At 72.2% G+C, this 16,487-nt stretch carries 12 protein-coding genes; 1 reads left to right on the top strand and 11 read right to left on the bottom strand.

All coding sequences use genetic code 11. From position 1 onward, the window contains the following. Position 1: 1 nt before the first annotated feature. From IEZ11_RS11525 to IEZ11_RS11490, 8 genes are read right to left on the bottom strand one after another with little or no spacing between them, the layout of a single operon-like run. On the bottom strand, positions 2-1,057 hold the full coding sequence (locus IEZ11_RS11525) for an amino acid--tRNA ligase-related protein (protein WP_229712956.1): 1,056 nt from the start codon (positions 1,055-1,057) through the stop codon (positions 2-4). Then, positions 1,054-2,436, bottom strand: coding sequence for an FAD-binding oxidoreductase (locus tag IEZ11_RS11520; protein ID WP_189262572.1), 1,383 nt, complete (start codon positions 2,434-2,436; stop codon positions 1,054-1,056). Before IEZ11_RS11520 ends, IEZ11_RS11525 begins: the two co-directional genes overlap by 4 nt. After that, positions 2,433-3,881, bottom strand: coding sequence for an ATP-grasp domain-containing protein (locus IEZ11_RS11515; RefSeq protein ID WP_189262571.1), 1,449 nt, complete (start codon positions 3,879-3,881; stop codon positions 2,433-2,435). The genes IEZ11_RS11520 and IEZ11_RS11515 overlap by 4 nt, the downstream gene beginning before the upstream one ends. After that, complete coding sequence (locus IEZ11_RS11510; protein ID WP_189262570.1) at positions 3,878-4,162, bottom strand: acyl carrier protein; 285 nt, start codon at positions 4,160-4,162, stop codon at positions 3,878-3,880. The genes IEZ11_RS11515 and IEZ11_RS11510 overlap by 4 nt, the downstream gene beginning before the upstream one ends. Positions 4,163-4,197: 35 nt before the next feature. Further along, positions 4,198-5,790 (bottom strand): condensation domain-containing protein, encoded by a 1,593-nt coding sequence (locus IEZ11_RS11505; RefSeq protein ID WP_189262569.1) that lies wholly within the window; start codon positions 5,788-5,790, stop codon positions 4,198-4,200. A 4-nt stretch (positions 5,791-5,794) separates the two neighbouring features. Further along, a complete protein-coding gene (locus IEZ11_RS11500) occupies positions 5,795-7,141 on the bottom strand; it encodes a phosphotransferase family protein (RefSeq protein WP_189262568.1) in 1,347 nt (448 codons plus the stop codon). A 20-nt stretch (positions 7,142-7,161) separates the two neighbouring features. Continuing rightward, positions 7,162-8,910: an ABC transporter ATP-binding protein gene (locus IEZ11_RS11495; RefSeq protein ID WP_189262567.1), complete on the bottom strand. Its 1,749-nt coding sequence runs from the start codon at positions 8,908-8,910 to the stop codon at positions 7,162-7,164. After that, the gene (locus IEZ11_RS11490) at positions 8,907-10,619 is read right to left on the bottom strand and encodes an ABC transporter ATP-binding protein (protein ID WP_189262566.1); all 1,713 of its coding nucleotides are present in this window, start codon (positions 10,617-10,619) and stop codon (positions 8,907-8,909) included. Before IEZ11_RS11490 ends, IEZ11_RS11495 begins: the two co-directional genes overlap by 4 nt. A 635-nt stretch (positions 10,620-11,254) precedes the next feature. On the opposite strand from IEZ11_RS11490, the gene IEZ11_RS11485 reads away from it, so the two are divergent. Then, positions 11,255-12,421 carry an acyl-CoA dehydrogenase family protein gene (locus tag IEZ11_RS11485; RefSeq protein ID WP_189262565.1) on the top strand — a complete coding sequence of 389 codons (1,167 nt, stop codon included), beginning with the start codon at positions 11,255-11,257 and terminating at the stop codon, positions 12,419-12,421. Between the two features lie 63 nt (positions 12,422-12,484). Here the strand turns inward: IEZ11_RS11485 and IEZ11_RS11480 are convergent, their stop codons facing one another. Genes IEZ11_RS11480 through lysA form a run of 3 tightly spaced genes read right to left on the bottom strand, consistent with a single transcriptional unit; the run spans position 12,485 to position 16,484 of the window. Further along, on the bottom strand, positions 12,485-14,245 hold the full coding sequence (locus IEZ11_RS11480; RefSeq protein WP_189262564.1) for a non-ribosomal peptide synthetase: 1,761 nt from the start codon (positions 14,243-14,245) through the stop codon (positions 12,485-12,487). After that, a complete protein-coding gene (locus IEZ11_RS11475) occupies positions 14,242-15,135 on the bottom strand; it encodes an alanyl-tRNA editing protein (RefSeq protein WP_189262563.1) in 894 nt (297 codons plus the stop codon). Before IEZ11_RS11475 ends, IEZ11_RS11480 begins: the two co-directional genes overlap by 4 nt. Next, the gene (gene lysA / locus IEZ11_RS11470) at positions 15,132-16,484 is read right to left on the bottom strand and encodes a diaminopimelate decarboxylase (RefSeq protein WP_189262562.1); all 1,353 of its coding nucleotides are present in this window, start codon (positions 16,482-16,484) and stop codon (positions 15,132-15,134) included. Before lysA ends, IEZ11_RS11475 begins: the two co-directional genes overlap by 4 nt. Positions 16,485-16,487 lie beyond the last annotated feature (3 nt).

Here is a 16,487-nt window from a genome sequence, read left to right as displayed (position 1 = left end):
GTCACGGCCGGTCGACCGAGGCGGGCCAGGCGGCCTCTTCCGCGATGCGGGAGACCAGCGGGATGTCGCGGATGTCGTCGTGGCGCAGCGCCCAGAGCAGGAACCGCTCCACGCCGAGCCCGAACCCCGAGGTGGCCATCGGGGCCTCGTCCTTCATCTGCGCGTACCAGGCATACTCGTGCTCGGGCACCTTGTGCAGTGCGAGACCGGCGCGCACCTGCTCCCCCGTGGTGTGCCGGTGCCCGGACCCGACCACCTCGCCGATACCGAAGTAGAGGTCCGCGTTCTCCGCCACCCGTTCGTCCCCGTCCGAGAACGCCTGGTAGAACGGGACGCTGAGGTGGTCGAAGTGGGTCACCCAGACGAACTCGCCGACGAGTTCCATGAGCCGGCGCTCGGCCGCCCGGCTCAGCGACCGGGCGCCGTCGGCGGACGTGACGACCCCCTCGCCCTTGAGCAGCCGGACCGCCTCGTCGAAGCGCAGCCGTTCGAAGGGCTGCTCGTCGACCGCCACCCGCTCCAGGTGGTCGAGGCCGCCGAGGAGGGGGCCCAGGGTGTCGCCGTGTTCGACGAGCACGGCGGAGGCCATGGCCCGCACATAGCCGTTCACGTAGTCGACGAGGTCGTCGAGGTCGCCGGGGATCTCGGCCTCGCTGTGCACGAACTGCCCGAGGTGGGTCGCGTCGGGCACGTCCCCGCGGAAGCAGGGCAGGATGTTGTGGCAGCCCTGCGGGGCGATCCGGCAGCCGTACTCCAGCATGAACTGCATCGAGTCGGCCAGGTACGTCTCCACGCCGTTGACCTGGACCGGCACCGGCACCGAGTCGCTGCCGAGGCCGGTGGGGCAGGTGACGGTCCGGGTGGTTATGGGGAAGTGCAGGGCCCGTACGCCGCGGCTGTGCGCGTAGGTGTAGGTGGCGCGCACCACGGAGTCCTGGAGGTCCGCGACGAGACGTGCCCAGGGGGAGTCCAGTGTGCGTCGGAAGCCTCCGTCGGCGTCCGCCCAGAGGCGGGGGGCGGTCGGCGAGTTGGTCGACATCATCTCAGCGGTCTTCATCGAAGTCGTCCTTCAGACGCGAGTGGGCGAGGGGCAATGTTGTGGTTGCCGCGGAACATGTTGGCGGGATCGACCTCCGCCTTGAGCGCGGCCAGCCGGGCATAGCGGTGAGCGCCGTAGACCTCCGCCGCGCTGCGGCCGCTGCGCTGGGTGTAGTTGACGTAGCTGCCCTCGGACCGCCATGGCCCGAGGTCCCGGAGCAGTCCGCCGGCCCAGCCCCGGCCGTGTTCGTCGCCGGCCGGGTCGTCCCAGGCCGCGGAGGCGGAGCAGATGAACGAGGCGTCTCGTGAGGGGAAGGCGGTGGCGTCGTCGTCGACACGTGCCACCGCGCCCCGGAAGTAACCGAGATCGATGGTCGAGTACCTGGTCAGGCCGTCGACCGCGTACCGGACGAGGACGTCGACGGCATCGGCGGGCAGGTCGGCGAGATAGCCGGAGGTGGTGTAGTACCGCCGGCCGGCCGGTTCGCTGCCGTCGCCCATGGCCTGCAGTTCGGCGAAGGGCATGACCCGTTCGAACGAGCCGGCGGGCGGGCAGTCGGCGAACAGCTCCGCGGCGGCCTGCGGACCGCCCTCGGCGCCGAGCCACACCGTGGTGAAGGCCAGCACCGGCTGTCCGTGCAGCCGCGCCGGTATCCAGTCGGCCGCGGGTGCCCGCTTGAAGGCGCCGACCAGTTGGAGGTCGTCCGGCTGCGACGGCATGGCGTCGCGGTAGGCCCGCAGGGCGTCACCGGCCTGCTCGACCGGGTACACGGCGGAGCGGACCCACACCTCGTCCACCGGCCGCAGGCGCAGCGTGAACTCGGTGACGACGCCGAAGTTCCCGCCGCCGCCGCGCAGACCCCAGAGCAGTTCCGGACGGTCGTCCTCGGACACCCGCACCGTGCTGCCGTCGGCCAGGACGACCTCGGCGGCGGTCAGATGGTCACAGGTCAGGCCCCACTTGCGGGCCAGCCAGCCGTATCCGCCGCCGAGTGCCAGACCGCCCAGTCCGGTCTCGGAGACCACACCGACGGGGCAGGCCAGACCGTGCGGGGTGGTGGCGCCGTCGAGGTCCGCGAGCAGCGCCCCGCCCCCGGCGACCGCCAGCCGGCGCACCGGGTCCACCTCGACGCTCCGCATCGGGCTCAGATCGATGAGCAGAGCGTCGTCGGCCAGGGCGAGGCCGGCGACGTTGTGGCCACCGCCGCGCACCGTCACCGCGAGGCCGGCGGCGGTCGCGTACCGCACCGCGGCGGCCACGTCGGCCGCGTCGGAACAACGGGCGATGACGGCCGGCCGTCGGTCGATCATGCCGTTCCATACCCGGCGGGCCTCGTCGTAGCCCGGGTCGCCGGGCCACAGGGCGGCTCGCAGGGCCTCCTCGACCGGCCTGCTCATACGGTGTCTCCTCTGGTTCCCGCGCCGATGGGTGCTGCGCTGTCGGGTGCTGCGGTGCCGGGTGCTGCGCTGTCAGGTCCTGTGGTGCCGGGTGCCGCGCCGTCGGGGGTCGCGTCGACGGGTCTCGCGCTGTCGGGCTCCGCGTCCGACTCGTCGCCGTCATCGGTCAGTTGGCGCAGCCAGGGGTCGGCGCCCAGGCCGTCGGCCTCGTACAGCCGGGCCACCCTGGTCGCCACGGAGCGCACGAGGTGTCCCGCCGAGTCCGCGTCGGCCGCGGTGAGCAGCACCTTGACCGCGTGGAACGCGGTGTCGGACCGCGCGGCCCCGTGCTGGGCGACCTCGTCCACCCGCACCACGCCGGGCAGCTCCCGCACCTGCGGCCGGGTGACGGCCGAGCGGACCGGACCGGACCGTTCCGGGAAGGGCACGTACAGACTGACCAGTACCTCCGGCCGGGTCGGTGCGGCGAGTTCGGGGCGTCGGCCCAGTGCCACGTCGAACGCGGCCCGGACCAGGTCGGAGCCGCCCATCATGCCGATCATTCCGGCCACTTCACCGCCGAGCCGGCCGTTGACCTCGATGACCTCCACCCCGTCCGCGCAGACCCGGAGTTCGGTGTGGCTCACCCGGTCCCGCACGGTCAGCGCGGTCAGCGCCGCGGAGGTGGTCGCGAGCACCGCGTCGTACACGTGCGGCGGCAGCTGCGCGGGCAGTACGTCGCCGGTCTCGCGCACCGCGTGGCGGGACGGCCCGGTGCCACCGGCCACGGCGAGCGGTGTCTTGTCGAAGACGGCCACATGCGTGTGCAGGCCACGGTGGGTCACCGTCTCCACCGACACGTAGTCGGCCAGCCAGCGGCGGCCGGACGGATGCGGGGCCCGCTGGATCATCTGCTCCAGCACCAGGCCCGCCCAGCGCTCCCGCCGGCCGGGTTCGGCCTCCAGATCGGCGGGTCCGGTCAGGAAGCCGAGGTCCGTGCTGGCGGTGCCGCGGCGGGGCTTGAGGACCGCGGGCAGCCCGATCTCCGCCGCCGCCTCGAACAGCCCCGCCGGTGAGTCGACCGGTGCCGAACGCACCGTGGAGACGCCCGCCGCGTTCAGCAGGCGCCGTTGCACCAGCTTGTCCCACGGCTGGTCGGCCTCGGTGGCACCGGGCAGGCCCAGCTCGCGCACCGCGGCGTCGCACGCCTCCAACTCCGCGTCGTGGAAGGTCACCAGGCCGTCCAGGCCCAGACCGGCCAGCTCGTGCGTGACGTCGTCGCCGATGACGACGACGGTGGCCAGCGCCTGTCCGAGGCGGACCAGGTCCGGCTCGGCCGCGGCGACGTCGCGGCGGACCAGGAGCACGACCTCGCACCGGTCGCGTCCCGCCAGCACCAGGTCGCGCAGGTTCGCGGCCGCGTTCGGCGCGTGCAGCACGCCGAGCCGCGGCAGGGCGCCGCTCACGCGGTGGTCCCCTCGGCCGTCACGAGTCGCTCCGCGCAGGCGTCGGTCAGGGCTCCCAGCGTGCCGTCGATGAACGCGACCTCGACCGGGAACACGATGCCGAGCCGCCGCTCCACCCGGTCGATCAGCGAGGCGATCAGCAGCGAGTTACCGCCCTCGGCGAAGAAGTCGTCGTCCGGCGAGGGGTCCGTCACATCGAGCGCCCGGCACCATTCCTCGGTGACCACGGCCGTCGCCCGGTCGGCGGCGGTCCGGTCGGCCGGCGCATGACTGTCCTGCATATTCTCTCCAGTGCTTCATGGTGGCCGAAACGGATTCAGCTGTCCGCCGGCTTCGTCCCGGTCCCGTCCCGCAGCGCACCGACGAAACGCTGATGCAGGCCGGCGACGTCCGATGAGGTGAGCAGGCCGGGACGGTAGGTCCAGAAGGCCTGCAGACCGTCTTCTCCCGCCGCCTCCAGCCAGCAGGTCAGATCGAGCCGGGCCTGCTCGGTGTCGGCCTCGCGGCCGATCAGTTCGAAGCTCTCGCCGCGGTACGTGGGTCTCGCCACGTCCTGCGCGCCGAACGCCACCCGGATCTCGGGCGGCACGGCGCCCTCCTGCCGGAACCAGGCGCGCACACTGTCGAACGGCACGTCCTGGTGGCGTGCGACGAAGAGGGTGGCCTCCCGGACCCGGGCCAGTACCTCGGCGAAGGGTTCCGGGCCGCCGGTCCGGATCCGGATCGGCAGCACGTTGACGAAGCATCCGATCGCGTTCTGCGCCTCGGGGGTGGTGCGCCCGCTGAAGGCGGCTCCGACGGCCAGGTCGTCGGTGCCGGTCAGGTCGGCCAGCGCGACGGCGAAGGCGGCCAGTCCGACCATGTGCAGCGTGGCGCCGTGCCGGAGCGCGAGGCGGCGTACGGCGCTCGCGAGACCCGTGTCGATCGGCTCCCGGCGGTGCGCGCCGACGCGTTGCACGGTGCCGGCCGGCCGTGTCCCGGGGAACGGGCCGAGGGCCGGCAGCCCGGTCAGGCCCCCGGCGAGCTCCGCGACCGCTCGCCGCCCTTCGGGTCCGGCCAGCCACGCGTGCTGCCGCGCTCCGAACGCGCCGGGACCGGGGACCGGGGTGAGGTCCGCGGCTGCGCCGTCGGCACGGGCGTCGCAGCACGCGCCGAGCTCCCGGACCAGCAGCTCCAGCGACCGGGCGTCGAAGACGGCGTGGTGCACCGTGAGGAGCAGGGCGACCGCGCGATCGCGGTGGGCGACCAGCCGGGCCCGGAACAAGGGGGCCCGTTCCAGGTCGACGGGTCGTCCGGCGTCCTCGGCGGCCAGTTCGCGCAACCGCTGCGGACCGGGCGGATCGGCCTCGGTCACCCGGGGGACCCGACCGCGCACCGGCGCCACGACCTGTCGGTGCGGCTCGGTGCCCACCAGCGGAAAGGCCGTACGCAACGCCTCGTGCCGGGTGATCACATCGTCCAGGGCGGCTTCCAGCAGGTCCGCGGTGAGGTCGCCGCGGACCTGCACCACGACGCTGATGAGGTACGCGGTCGGCTGCGGCGCGAGCTCCGCCGCGAGCCACACGGCCCGCTCCGCGGCGGTGAGTTCCCCGCCGTCGGCGGCCGCGGCCGCTTCGCCGCTGCGCGGGCGGCCCGGCAGCAGCCGCAAGTGGGCGACGAGCGCGCCCAGCCGGGTCTGCCGGAAGAGGTCGTCGAGGGTGACGTCGATGCCGAGCTCGTCCTGGATCCGGGCGACGGCCCAGGTGGCCAGCAGCGAGTCGCCGCCCAGCTCGAAGAAGTCGTCGTCGTCCGTGGCCTCGGCACCGAGCAGGTCGTGCCAGATGCGGGCCACCGCCGCCGTCAGCTCCGCCTCGCCACGTCCCTGGGACTGGGCGCCTGCGGTACGACGGCGCACCACCGGGGTCTTCACTGGCTCAGTCAACGAAGGCCAGCAATCTGCGCAGGTTGGCCGCGACCGCGTGCCGGAACCCGTCGTGGCGCTCCGGCGCGGGCACGGGCACGACGCAGTCCCGCCACGACCAGGCCCGCCAGACGATCGCCGCCTGGAGGCCCAGCGGGTACGCGTCGGCGATCCGGTCCCGGGACGCGTACGGCGTCCACCGGTCCAGGTAGGCGTCGACCAGCGCCTGCTGCACCCGCTCCCCGTCGGCTATCTCGTTCTGTTCGAACTCCCGCAGGACCGTGGTCAGTCCGCACAGGGGACTGCCGATGCCCGTCTCGGCCCAGTCGAAGAAGATGTCCCCCTGCGGCCGGAACGAGACGTTGCCGTGCCAGAAGTCGATGTTGACCAGGACGTCCGGGAGGCCGGTCTCGGCCAGCTCGGCACAGCGCCGGGCGAACTCCGCCCGGAAACCCAGGAGTCGGTGGTGCTCGTCGACGGTCAGCCCCCACTCCTGCCCCACACCGAGGCGTTCCGGCTCGGAGAGCATCCGCTCGAACAGGCCGGGAAGGGAGCCCGGTCTGCGATCCGGTACGCCCAACTCGGCCAGCTCGCCGATTCGTTCGGCTGTGAACCGCTGCATTTCCGCGTACCGCACGACCGACGACCGGTACCGGGGCACGTCGTCGGCGACCGTCACGTCCTCGATGTAGGTGCAGGCGCCGATGTCGGCGGAGAGCAGCCAGCCGCGTTCCGGTTCCACGGCGAGCACCGGGACGATGTTGTCCGGGAACCAGGTGCCGAGCCGCTGGGTCAGGACCGGCTCGTGGGGGAAGGCCGGCGGCGCCGCCTTCAGGAAGACATGGCCCTGCGCGGTCGGCGCACGCAACGTGCACGCCCAGGGCGAGATCAGGAACTGCTCGACCGGGCCGGTGAGTTCGTCCCCGCGGTCCCGCAGCCGGGCGGTGAGCCAGTCGGTCGCCTCGGTGTACCAGCCGGGACGCGTCCACGGAACGTCCGCGAGGGCGACCTCACCGCTGAACCACCCTTCGAGCAGCGTGCGGTCCACCGGATCGAGACCGGTCAGCGCCTCGACGTCGGACGCGCCGACCCAGCGCGCGGACTCGGCGACGGCCGACGACACCGGACACCACTGGTGTGCGTACACCGGGCCGGCTTCCGGACCGCTCGCGGTGTCGGCCAGCGTGCCGAGGCGGACGGTGTCCACGCCCCAGCGGTCCCGCAGCACGGCGCGGGTGCGCTCCGGTGCTCCGGCCGGATGGCGCGGCAACGACCAGCGCCCGCCGCCCTCTTGAACCAGAACCCGTTTCCCGTCGTCGGTGCTGACGATCGTGCGTGCCTCGGTCTCGGTCCCCGTCACGGTGTGCTCCCCCTTCACCTTCACCCGGTGCGGCCGTCGCCGCCTGCTGTGGCCTCATCGGCGGCGCCGGCCCACAAGTGGCGCATTTCGGCATTCGAGTCGAGCAGTTCGGCAAGGGTGCCGACCGCGTCCACCGCGCCGTCCTTCAGTACGACGATGCGATCCGCCCGCTCGAACGCGGCCCGGCGATGCGACACGGCCAGACAGCTGCGCCGCTCCCCGTCGTCCAGCAGCCGGCGCCACAGTTCCCTTTCGGTGCCGCCGTCCAACGCGCTGGAGATGTCGTCGAAGACCAGCAGCTCGGGTTCCCGGACGAGCATCCGGGCCGCGGCGACGCGCTGCACCTGCCCGCCGGAGAGCTTCGTCCCCCGGGGGCCGACCATCGTGTCGAGGCCTTCCTCCAGGGCGGCGAGGTCGGCCTCGAAGACCGCGGTGCCGAGGGCGCGGCGGACCTCGTCCTCGTCCGCCTCGTGGCCGACGAGGACGTTGGTACGCACCGTGTCACTGGTCAGCCGCGGGACCTGGGAGGTGTACGCGGCCAGGGGCGGGACCAGCTCGCCGGCCTCCTGGCCGTTCCAGCACACCTGCCCGCTCGTCGGGGGCAGCAGTCCGAGGACGGCACGCAGCAGCGTGGACTTGCCGGCTCCCACCCGGCCGGTGACGACGACGAACTCGCCGGCGGCGATGTCGAAGCTGACGTCCGTGACCCCGCGGCCGGACTCCGGGTACCGGTACCCGAGCCCGCGCACCCTGAGGTCGGCCAGTGCCGAACGCGGCGGGGCCGCCGGTGTCGGCGCGGGCTCGGACAGGCCGGTCACCGCGCCCGGCACGGCGTCCTCGATGCGCTGGAGCGAGGCCCCGGACTGGATCACCAGGGCGAGGTTCTGGCTGAACAGCGAGGTGAAGTCCGTCACCCAGCCGACGTAGACGATGAACAGCGCGAGGTCGCCGACGCGCATGGTGCCGTCATGCAGGTGCGCGGCCGCCAGCACGAGTACCAGTCCGGTGCCGATGGCGGTCGTGTTGTTCCAGACCGCGCCGAGGAAGACATCGGTGAAGAGGCGGCTCTGCACGGTCCGCCGACGGCGTATGTCGTTGAGACGGGTGAAGTGGGCCAGTACATGCGGCTTCGCGCCCGCCAGTTGGATGGCCTGGATGCTGTTGAAGACGTCACCGAGGAAGGCGCTGACGTCACCGGCCGCCTCCCGGCCCTGCCGGTGGTACTGCTTGATCTTCTTGCTGGCCATGTTGATCAGGAAGCCGGCCACGACGAGCGGGACGCAGACGACCGCGGTGATCAGCGGATCGACGGCGACCATGACGGCGATCGCGATCAACGCCTGGACCGCCGCTCCGGCCACCATGAGCGTGTAGACGACGGTGCTGGAGACGGTGGTGGTGTCGTCGGTGAGCCGGGACACCACGTCGCCGGTGGGGTGCTTGAGCCGGATCGCGCCCGGTTTGGCGAGGATCCGGGCGAAGCCGCTGCGCATCAGCAGTCCGATGCCGACCGCCTCGCAGATCCCGTCGTACGCCACACAGGCCAGCAGCGAGACGACCCGGGCCAGGGCGGCGCCCACCAGGATCGCGATCAGCACCCAGAAGCCGGTGGTCAGACTCCCGCCGGTGCTCAGCCGGTTCAGGATGTCCCGGACCACGAAGCCGGGCACCAGCGGGAACACGCTGCGCAGCAGTTGCAGCACCAGGTCGAGGGCGAAGACGCCGGGTGCGGACCGGGCGATCCGCCAGAAGACTCGGAGTGTACTCATGCGGCACCCGCCAGCAGCGCGGAGAACCGGGAACCAGCGGTGTCGGCCAGCTCGCCGCGCGGGCCGAACTCGACGACCTCGCCGGCGTCCAGCACCGCTATGTGGTCCATCTGCCCGACCGTCTGCAGGTGGTGCGCGATGACGATCGCGGTGCGGCCCTGGAGCAGTGTGCGTACCGCGGCGGCGACGATCCGCTCGGTCGCCGGGTCCAGCCGGGAGGACGCCTCGTCCAGCAGGATCACATCGGGATCGCGCAGGAAGGCGCGGGCGAAGGTGAGCAGTTGTGCCTGTCCCGCGGAGAGCGCCCCGTCGCTGATCACCGTGTCCAGCCCCGCCGGGAGCGCGTCCAGCCATTCCCGCATGCCCAGGGCCGCCATCGCCGCCTCGATCCGCTCGTCACGGGCGTCCGGATCGAAGAGCGTGATGTTGTCCCGGACGGAGGCGTGCAGCACGTGCACGTCCTGGGTCACCACGGCCACCCGGGAACGCAGTTCGGCGAGCGGTACCGTGCGGATGTCCACGCCTCCCAGCAGCACCGAGCCCTCCTGCGGGTCCATGCCGCGGTAGAGCAGGCGGCCGATCGTGGTCTTCCCGCTGCCGGTGCGTCCGAGCAGGCCCAGCGCCTCACCGGCGGGTAGCTGGAAGCCGACCCGGCGCAGGATCGGACGGCCGTCGACATAGGCGAAGTCCACGCCGTCGTAGGTGAGCGAGAGCGGGCCGTCCGGCAGCGTGCCCCGGCCGGTGTCGCGCACCGCGGACTGCCGTTCGGAGAGTTCGGCGATCCGGTCCATGCCGGCCATCGCGGTCTGCAGGCCGTCGACGCGGTTGGAGATACGGAACAGGGTCAGGCTGAGCAGGCTCGCGTAGAAGTAGCTCACGTAGACCGTGCCGAGCGTGATGCCCCCGCCGTGCAGCAGCAGGGCGCTGGTGACCAGGATGGCCGCGGTGGCGGCCGAGACGCTGAGCTCCAGGGCGCTGGACGAGGCCCGGAAGGCGACGCTCTCGGTGCGCATGGTGCGCCGCAGACGCTCCAGCAGTCCGTCGAGCCGCCCCCGGGTCCAGGCGTCGCTGCCGTTGGCCTTGATGTCCTCGGTCGCCAGGACCCGCTCCTCCAGGAAGCCGGCGATGTCGGCGTTGTCCTGCCGCAGCCGGTGGAAGTACGGCGAGGCCACCCGCTGAGTGCGGCGCAGCACCGGGATCACCACGACGGAGAAGACCAGGAGGATCAGGCCCAGCCGCCAGTCCGCGGCGAAGCTGACTCCCAGGATGCCCAGCGAGAGCAGCACGTTGGCGAAGATCTGGAAGGTGAACGTGGAGAAGAACTGGGCCAGGGTGGCCACGTCACCGTCGACTCGCTGGATCAGCTCTCCCGGCGTCTTCTCCTTGTGGAAGCCCAGGTCGAGATCGAGGCAGTGTTCGGTGAGGTCCATCCGCATCTGGTTGGTCGTCCGCCAGCCGAGGTCCTCGGCGAAGTAGCCGGCCACCGACACCACGACCTGGTTCGCGATGGTCAGCACGATGAAGAGCAGGGCGATCCGTACCAACGCGTCGACGTCGGCGCCGTCCTTCGCCCGGTCGATGAAGCGGCCCAGCAACTGCGGGTTCCAGAGCGAGAGTCCGACCTCGGTGAACAGGAGCACGAGCAGGAACACCGCGATCCGCCAGTGCGGCGCTAAGTAGGCCAGGAACAGGTGGAGCCTTCGCCTCATCCGCCCACCGGCCGGCCGGCCGCACCCGGCGCACGCCGGATGACTCCTCGATCGTTCACCACTGCACTCCCTCGCGAGTGAAACCCTTGCCTGCGTGAGCACGGAGAGCCGCAGTCCGAAGTGACCGGACAAGGGCCTGAAACCGCTCGCCATGATTGGGCTGACGACATAGAAGCAGTCTCGCCATTCGCCTGTCAACCAATTAAATGACCACGCCCGAAGGCCTTTTACGGCCCGTCATTCGGCCCCTGATCACGAGCATTTCGTCCGGAATGGCCGCGTTGCGGGACGGCATTGAATTCATCCATGAACCAGGTCCCGCGAACATCGCGGCAGCCCGGACGGGTGACGTAATATAGGCTGCCGACCGACGTCGCCAAGTCCCGTCGGCCGTAAGGACGATGCCCGGACCGCGCCGGTTCTCCGGCAGCCTTCCGGCCCGGCCCGTCCCGGTGCCACCCGGATCGCCGCGTCACCCCTTGTCCTGCCCCGCCCGGCAGCCGGGGCTCGGGGCCGGACAGCCGTCCGATCAGCCTCGATCATTCCGCGGCACGCGGGCCATCCCGCGCCGGGCCGCACCACGCCTCGCGGCCCAGCGAGCGCCGCGACACGCAAGCCGCCTGGAGGACTCGCACATGACCAGCGCAGTTGCCCCCGCCACCGCCGTCGAAGCCCTCGCCCGCGTCGACGCCCTGCGCGACACGTTGTCGGCCGGCGCCGAGACGGCCGACCGCACGGCCGGCTTCCCCCAGCAGGGGATCGACGCGCTGAAGGAGAGCGGCCTGCTCTCCGCCGCCGTCCCGGCCGCCTACGGCGGAGCCGGGCTGACGGCGCCCGCGCTGGCGGAGCTCGCCATGCGGATCGGCCGGCACTGCAGCTCGACGGGCATGATCTGGGCGATGCACCAACTCCAGCTCGCCTGCCTGGCACCGGGCGCGGAGAGCCGACCGCTGCTCGCGGACTACCTGCGTACGGCCGCCGCCGAGCAGCACCTGGTCGCCTCCGTCACCTCCGAGGTCGGCATCGGCGGCAACCTCCGGATGAGCAGGGCGGCCCTGGTCCCGGTCGGCGAGGACTGTCTGCTGGAGAAGCACGCCACCACGGTCTCCTACGGCGAGCAGGCGGACAGCCTGCTGGTCACGGCCCGGCGCGACCAGCAGGCCGCGGCCGACGACCAGGTCCTCGTGCTGGTGCTGCGGGAGCAGGCGAGGCTGCGGCGCACGGGCCCGTGGAACACGCTGGGCATGCGCGGCACCTGCAGCGCGCCGCAGCACCTCCAGGCCGTCGTACCGCGCGGCCAGGTGCTGGCCGAGCCGTTCAGCGCGATCGCCGCGCGCGTCATGGTCCCGCTCTCGCACATCCTCTGGGCCGCGGTCTGGACCGGGACGGCGACCGACGCCTTCCGCCGCGCCGTACGGTTCTCGCAGGTCAAGGCGGCCCGCCAGAGCGGCACGTTCGTCCCGGACCCGCGGCTGGGACGCATGCACGCCACCCTGACGATGCTGCGGGCCGAAGTCCGGGGCCTGGCCGCGGACTTCGCCGACAGCCGGGCCGCCGAGGGTTCCCCCCGCGATCTCACCGTGCCGGCCAACGCGCTGAAGGTGTCCGCCTCGGAGGAGTCGGTCCGGGTGGCCGCGCTGGCGCTGGAGGTCTGCGGCATGGCGGGCTACTCCGAGGAGGGCGAGTTCTCGGTGGCCCGCCACCTGCGTGACCTCTACTCGGGCCGGGTCATGATCGCCAATGACAAGCTCAACGCGGTCAACACCGAACTGCTGCTCACCGGCGAGGACTTCCTCGACTGAACCGGACACCGGGGCGGGAGCCGGTCCGGCTCCCGCCCTGGGCCCTCGCACGGACCGGCCCGTTCACTCGGCCCCGGAGGATCCCGCGGCCCTGATCGTGGCGGCCAGCTCGACCGCACGGGAATTCTTCATGATCTCCGCGTTGGCGATTTTCACACCGAATCTCCGCTCTATCTTCAGCTGCATACGAAAGGCAAGGAGCGAGTTCCCGCCGAGGGCGAAGAAATTGTCGGAACCACTGATTCCGGAAACTCCCAGCAGCTCCTCCCAGAGCGTGATGACGAATTCCTCCTCGACGCCTCCCGGCATCGCGTCCGCCGGAGCCTCGACGCTTCTCGCGGCCAGCCCTTCGAGGAGTTCGGAGACATTCCGCTTGCCGTGCTGATCGGCGGGAATTCTGTCGACCAGGTGCAGGTCGCCGGGGACGAGGAAGTGGGGCAGGTTCCGTTCGGCCGCGGCCCGCAGTTCCTGCCGGGTCGCACCGCTTCCCTCGACCACGAATGCAACCAGCCGACGGTCGACGCCCTCCCCGACCGGGGTGACCACGACGTCCTGGACACCGGGGAGACCGAGGAAGAAACGTTCTATTTCTCCGGGTTCGACCCGGTAACCCCGGATCTTCACCTGCCGGTCGGCCCGGCCCAGGAAGTCGATGACACCGTCGTCGCCGACCCGGACCAGATCACCGGTCCGGTAGAAGCGGGTGGCGCCGTCCGGCCCGCCCGGCTCGGAGAACCGCTCCGCGGTCAGATCGGGCCGGCCGAGATAGCCGCGGGCCACCTGCGGTCCGCCGACGAACAGTTCGCCCGGACTCCCGGGCGGGACCGGCGCCCCCTCCGGGTCCCGCACCTCGACCACGACCCGGTCCAGCGGCCGGCCGATCGGGACGGCCTGCCGCCGGGTGTCCTCCGGGGTGATCCGGTGCGCGACGCACGCCGTGGTGCACTCGGCCGGTCCGTAGAGGTTGTAGAGGCCGCCGTCGAAACCCGCGTCCAGGATGACCCGGCAGACCGCCGGCGCGATCACGTCGCCCGCGACATGGAGCAGCCGCAGCGCGGCGAACGCGTCCGGCTGCTCGTCCGTGACATGGCCGGCGACCATGGTCGGGACGAGCATCGCGGTGATCCCCAGCCGTCGTACCTCCGTGTCGAAGCCCGCGGCCAGCAGGTCCGGCACCAGCGGGAGCACGGTCACCTCGGCACCGGCCGCGAAGCTGTTCCACATCTCCCAGTGGAAGAGGTCGAAGGAGAGGCTGGAGACCTGGCCGATCCGGTCCTGCTCGGTCAGCCGCGGCAGCGCCGGGTTGCGGGCGAAGGCCACCACGTTGCGGTGCTCCAGCACGATGCCCTTCGGGGTACCGGTGGAGCCGGAGGTGAACAGCACGCTCGCGGCGTCGTCCGGGCGCGGCGACGGCAGCGGGTCCGCGGCCGGCGGCACGTCGGACAACGGGGCGGGCAGCACCCGGACCGCGGCACCGTCCAGCCGGCCGGCCCAGGCCGGTTCGGTGATGACCACCTCGACACCGCTCAGCCGCAGCATCAGGTCGCGCCGCGCGTCCGGGTAGCGGCTGTCGATCGCGACGTACGCGGCCCCGGCCCGCAGCACCGCGAGCAGGACGACGAACACGTCGGCCGACCGCTGGAGGTGGACACCCACCAGGTCGCCGCGGCCGACGCCGAGTCCGCGGATCCGCCGGGCCAGCTCCGTCGACCGCGAGGCCAGCTCCCGGTAGGTCAGCGCGGTCTTCTCGTCGCGTACCGCGACACGCTCCGGATACCGCGCCACGGTGTCGTCGAACAGTTCGGTCAGAGTCTCCGCGGTCATGTCGCCGCCCCTCCCGTGGACGTGCTGAGCACCAGTTCCTGGCCGTCTTCGGCGAGTTCCAGCCGGGCGACCACCCGGCCCAGTTCCCCGGTGGTCGCGACATGGGTGCCGCCGCACGGCGCCGTGACCTGGCCCTGCCGCACCACGCAGGTGAAGCGCCGCCGATCCGCCAGGGTCGGTCCGTCGGTACGCACCACCACCGGCACGTCCGCGCTCACCCACTCCGCGAGCAACCCGTTCACCTGGGCCTCCAGATCGCCGAGTGCCTCGGCCAGGCCGTCCGCCACGAAGCCCTTGCGCCGCAGCGACCTGCCCATCCGGTAGCGGTCGACACTGCCGTGCGGGCCGATCCGCGAGCTCACGATGGCGATCTTGTCGAAGTCCGGGGCGCCCAGCGAGTCGAGCCCGGCCTCCTTGCCCCACCGGTCCCGCAGGGCGGCGTTGAGCGCCGGCCCGACCAGTTCGCAGCCGGTGTGGCCGGCGGACAGACCGGCCCGCCGCCGCGGATCGACCGACAACCGCACTTCGTGCCCCGGCAGCGCCCACGGCTCGTCGGCGACGACGTGCACCACGTGCCAGGTCCAGTCGGGATCACCGCGGCGGACCGGGATGTCCCCGGCCACCCGCACCTCGCCGGTGCCCCGGTGCACGGCCCCGATCACGCTGTCCAGCACCTCTGACGCGCGGCCGCCGCCCGCCACGGTCCCCCGGTCCCCCGGCTGGTCCGGCCAGGTGTGGTCCTCCGGGTGGAACGGGGTGGTGTCGCAGAGCAGTCCGTACCGGCCGTCCGACGCCAGCACGTGGCACACGGTGGCGCGGGCGTCGAGTGCGCCGGACGGGAAGGTGACCACGGTGGAGTCGGTCGTGCGGAACTTGGCAGGCTCGGTCATTCCACTTCCAGGGCGAGCAGGTCGTCGTACGTCTCGCGGCGCAGCCACACCCGTGCCTGGCCGTCCCGGACGGCGACCACCGGTGGGCGGGGCGTCTGGTTGAAGTTGTTCGCCAGGCTCCGGCAGTAGGCGCCGGTGCTCGGCACGGCGAGCAGGTCACCCACCCGTGTGTCGGCGGGCAGGTGGTCGTCGCGCACCACTACATCACCGGCGTCGCAGTGCAGGCCGACCACACGCGAGAGCATCGGACCGGCGGTCGAGCGCCGACTCGCCAGGACGCCCGTGTAGAGGCCGTCGTAGAGGGCCGGGCGGATGTTGTCGCTCATCCCGCCGTCGACCGAGACGAAGGTGCGCAGACCGGCCACGTCCTTGACGGTTCCGACGCGGTACACCGTGATCCCCGAGCGGCCGACGAGGACCCGGCCCGGCTCGATCGCCAGCCGGGGCGGCTCCAGCCCGAGCTCCGCGCAGCTGCGCCGGGTGAACTCGCGCAGCCCCGCGGCGATCTCCGCGGGCGTGCTGGGCCGGTGGTGGTCCAGGTAGGCGATGGCGAAGCCGCCGCCGAGGCTCACCTCCGGCAGGGACACCCCGTGCTCGCGGAGGAACCGGGCACGGATCTCCATGACCCGCCGCACCCCCACCTCGAACGAGTCCAGGCCGAAGATCTGCGAGCCCAGGTGCATGTGCAGGCCGACCAGTTCGAGTTCGTCCGCCTTGTGGGCCGTCGCGACCGCGGTGGAGGCGTCGCCGGTCCGCAGGGAGAACCCGAACTTCTGGTCGTCGTGGGCGGTGGCGATGTTGGCGTGCGTGTCGGCGTGCACACCGACGTTGACCCGGATCAGGACCTGCGGCCGTACCCCGGCCTCGGCTGCCAGCTCGCGCAGCAGCCCCAGTTCGTCGAAGGAGTCCACCACGATCCGGCCGACCCCGTGGCGCAGACCGGTGGCGAGCTCCGCGGCGGACTTGTTGTTGCCGTGCATCACGATGCGCTCCGCCGGGAAGCCGGCGGAGACCGCGATCAGCAGCTCGCCCAGGGAGCAGACGTCCAGGTGCAGGCCGAGCTCGGCGCAGATCCTGGCGACCGGCCGGCACAGGAACGCCTTCCCGGCGTAGTAGACGTCGAAGTCGTCGAAGACGGTGCGGAACTCGGCGCACCGGGCCCGGAAGTCCGCCTCGTCGAAGACGTACACCGGGGTGCCGAACTCCGCGGCGAGGTCGTCGGCCCGCAGTCCGCCCACGGTGAGGACGCCGTCGGCCGCGCGCTCCGCGGAGGCCGGCCACAGCCGGGGCGGCAACGCGTTCAGGTCGGCCGGTTCGGTGAGCCACTCGGGTTGTGTGGAGGTCAGCACCGG

This window comes from Streptomyces fuscichromogenes (genome assembly GCF_014645815.1).
GTDB classification, from domain to species: domain Bacteria; phylum Actinomycetota; class Actinomycetes; order Streptomycetales; family Streptomycetaceae; genus Streptomyces; species Streptomyces fuscichromogenes.
Note: the sequence above shows the minus strand (reverse complement) of the source record. Positions and strands in the feature narration are given on the sequence as shown.

Excerpts from the sequence above, each read along its gene's own strand:
- IEZ11_RS11485 (WP_189262565.1), top strand. The coding sequence starts at position 11,255 with ATGACCAGCGCAGTTGCCCCCGCCACCGCCGTCGAAGCCCTCGCCCGC.
- IEZ11_RS11525 (WP_229712956.1), bottom strand. The coding sequence starts at position 1,057 with ATGAAGACCGCTGAGATGATGTCGACCAACTCGCCGACCGCCCCCCGC.
- IEZ11_RS11510 (WP_189262570.1), bottom strand. The coding sequence starts at position 4,162 with ATGCAGGACAGTCATGCGCCGGCCGACCGGACCGCCGCCGACCGGGCG.
- IEZ11_RS11490 (WP_189262566.1), bottom strand. The coding sequence starts at position 10,619 with ATGAGGCGAAGGCTCCACCTGTTCCTGGCCTACTTAGCGCCGCACTGG.
- IEZ11_RS11480 (WP_189262564.1), bottom strand. The coding sequence starts at position 14,245 with ATGACCGCGGAGACTCTGACCGAACTGTTCGACGACACCGTGGCGCGG.
- IEZ11_RS11520 (WP_189262572.1), bottom strand. The coding sequence starts at position 2,436 with ATGAGCAGGCCGGTCGAGGAGGCCCTGCGAGCCGCCCTGTGGCCCGGC.
- IEZ11_RS11475 (WP_189262563.1), bottom strand. The coding sequence starts at position 15,135 with ATGACCGAGCCTGCCAAGTTCCGCACGACCGACTCCACCGTGGTCACC.
- IEZ11_RS11495 (WP_189262567.1), bottom strand. The coding sequence starts at position 8,910 with ATGAGTACACTCCGAGTCTTCTGGCGGATCGCCCGGTCCGCACCCGGC.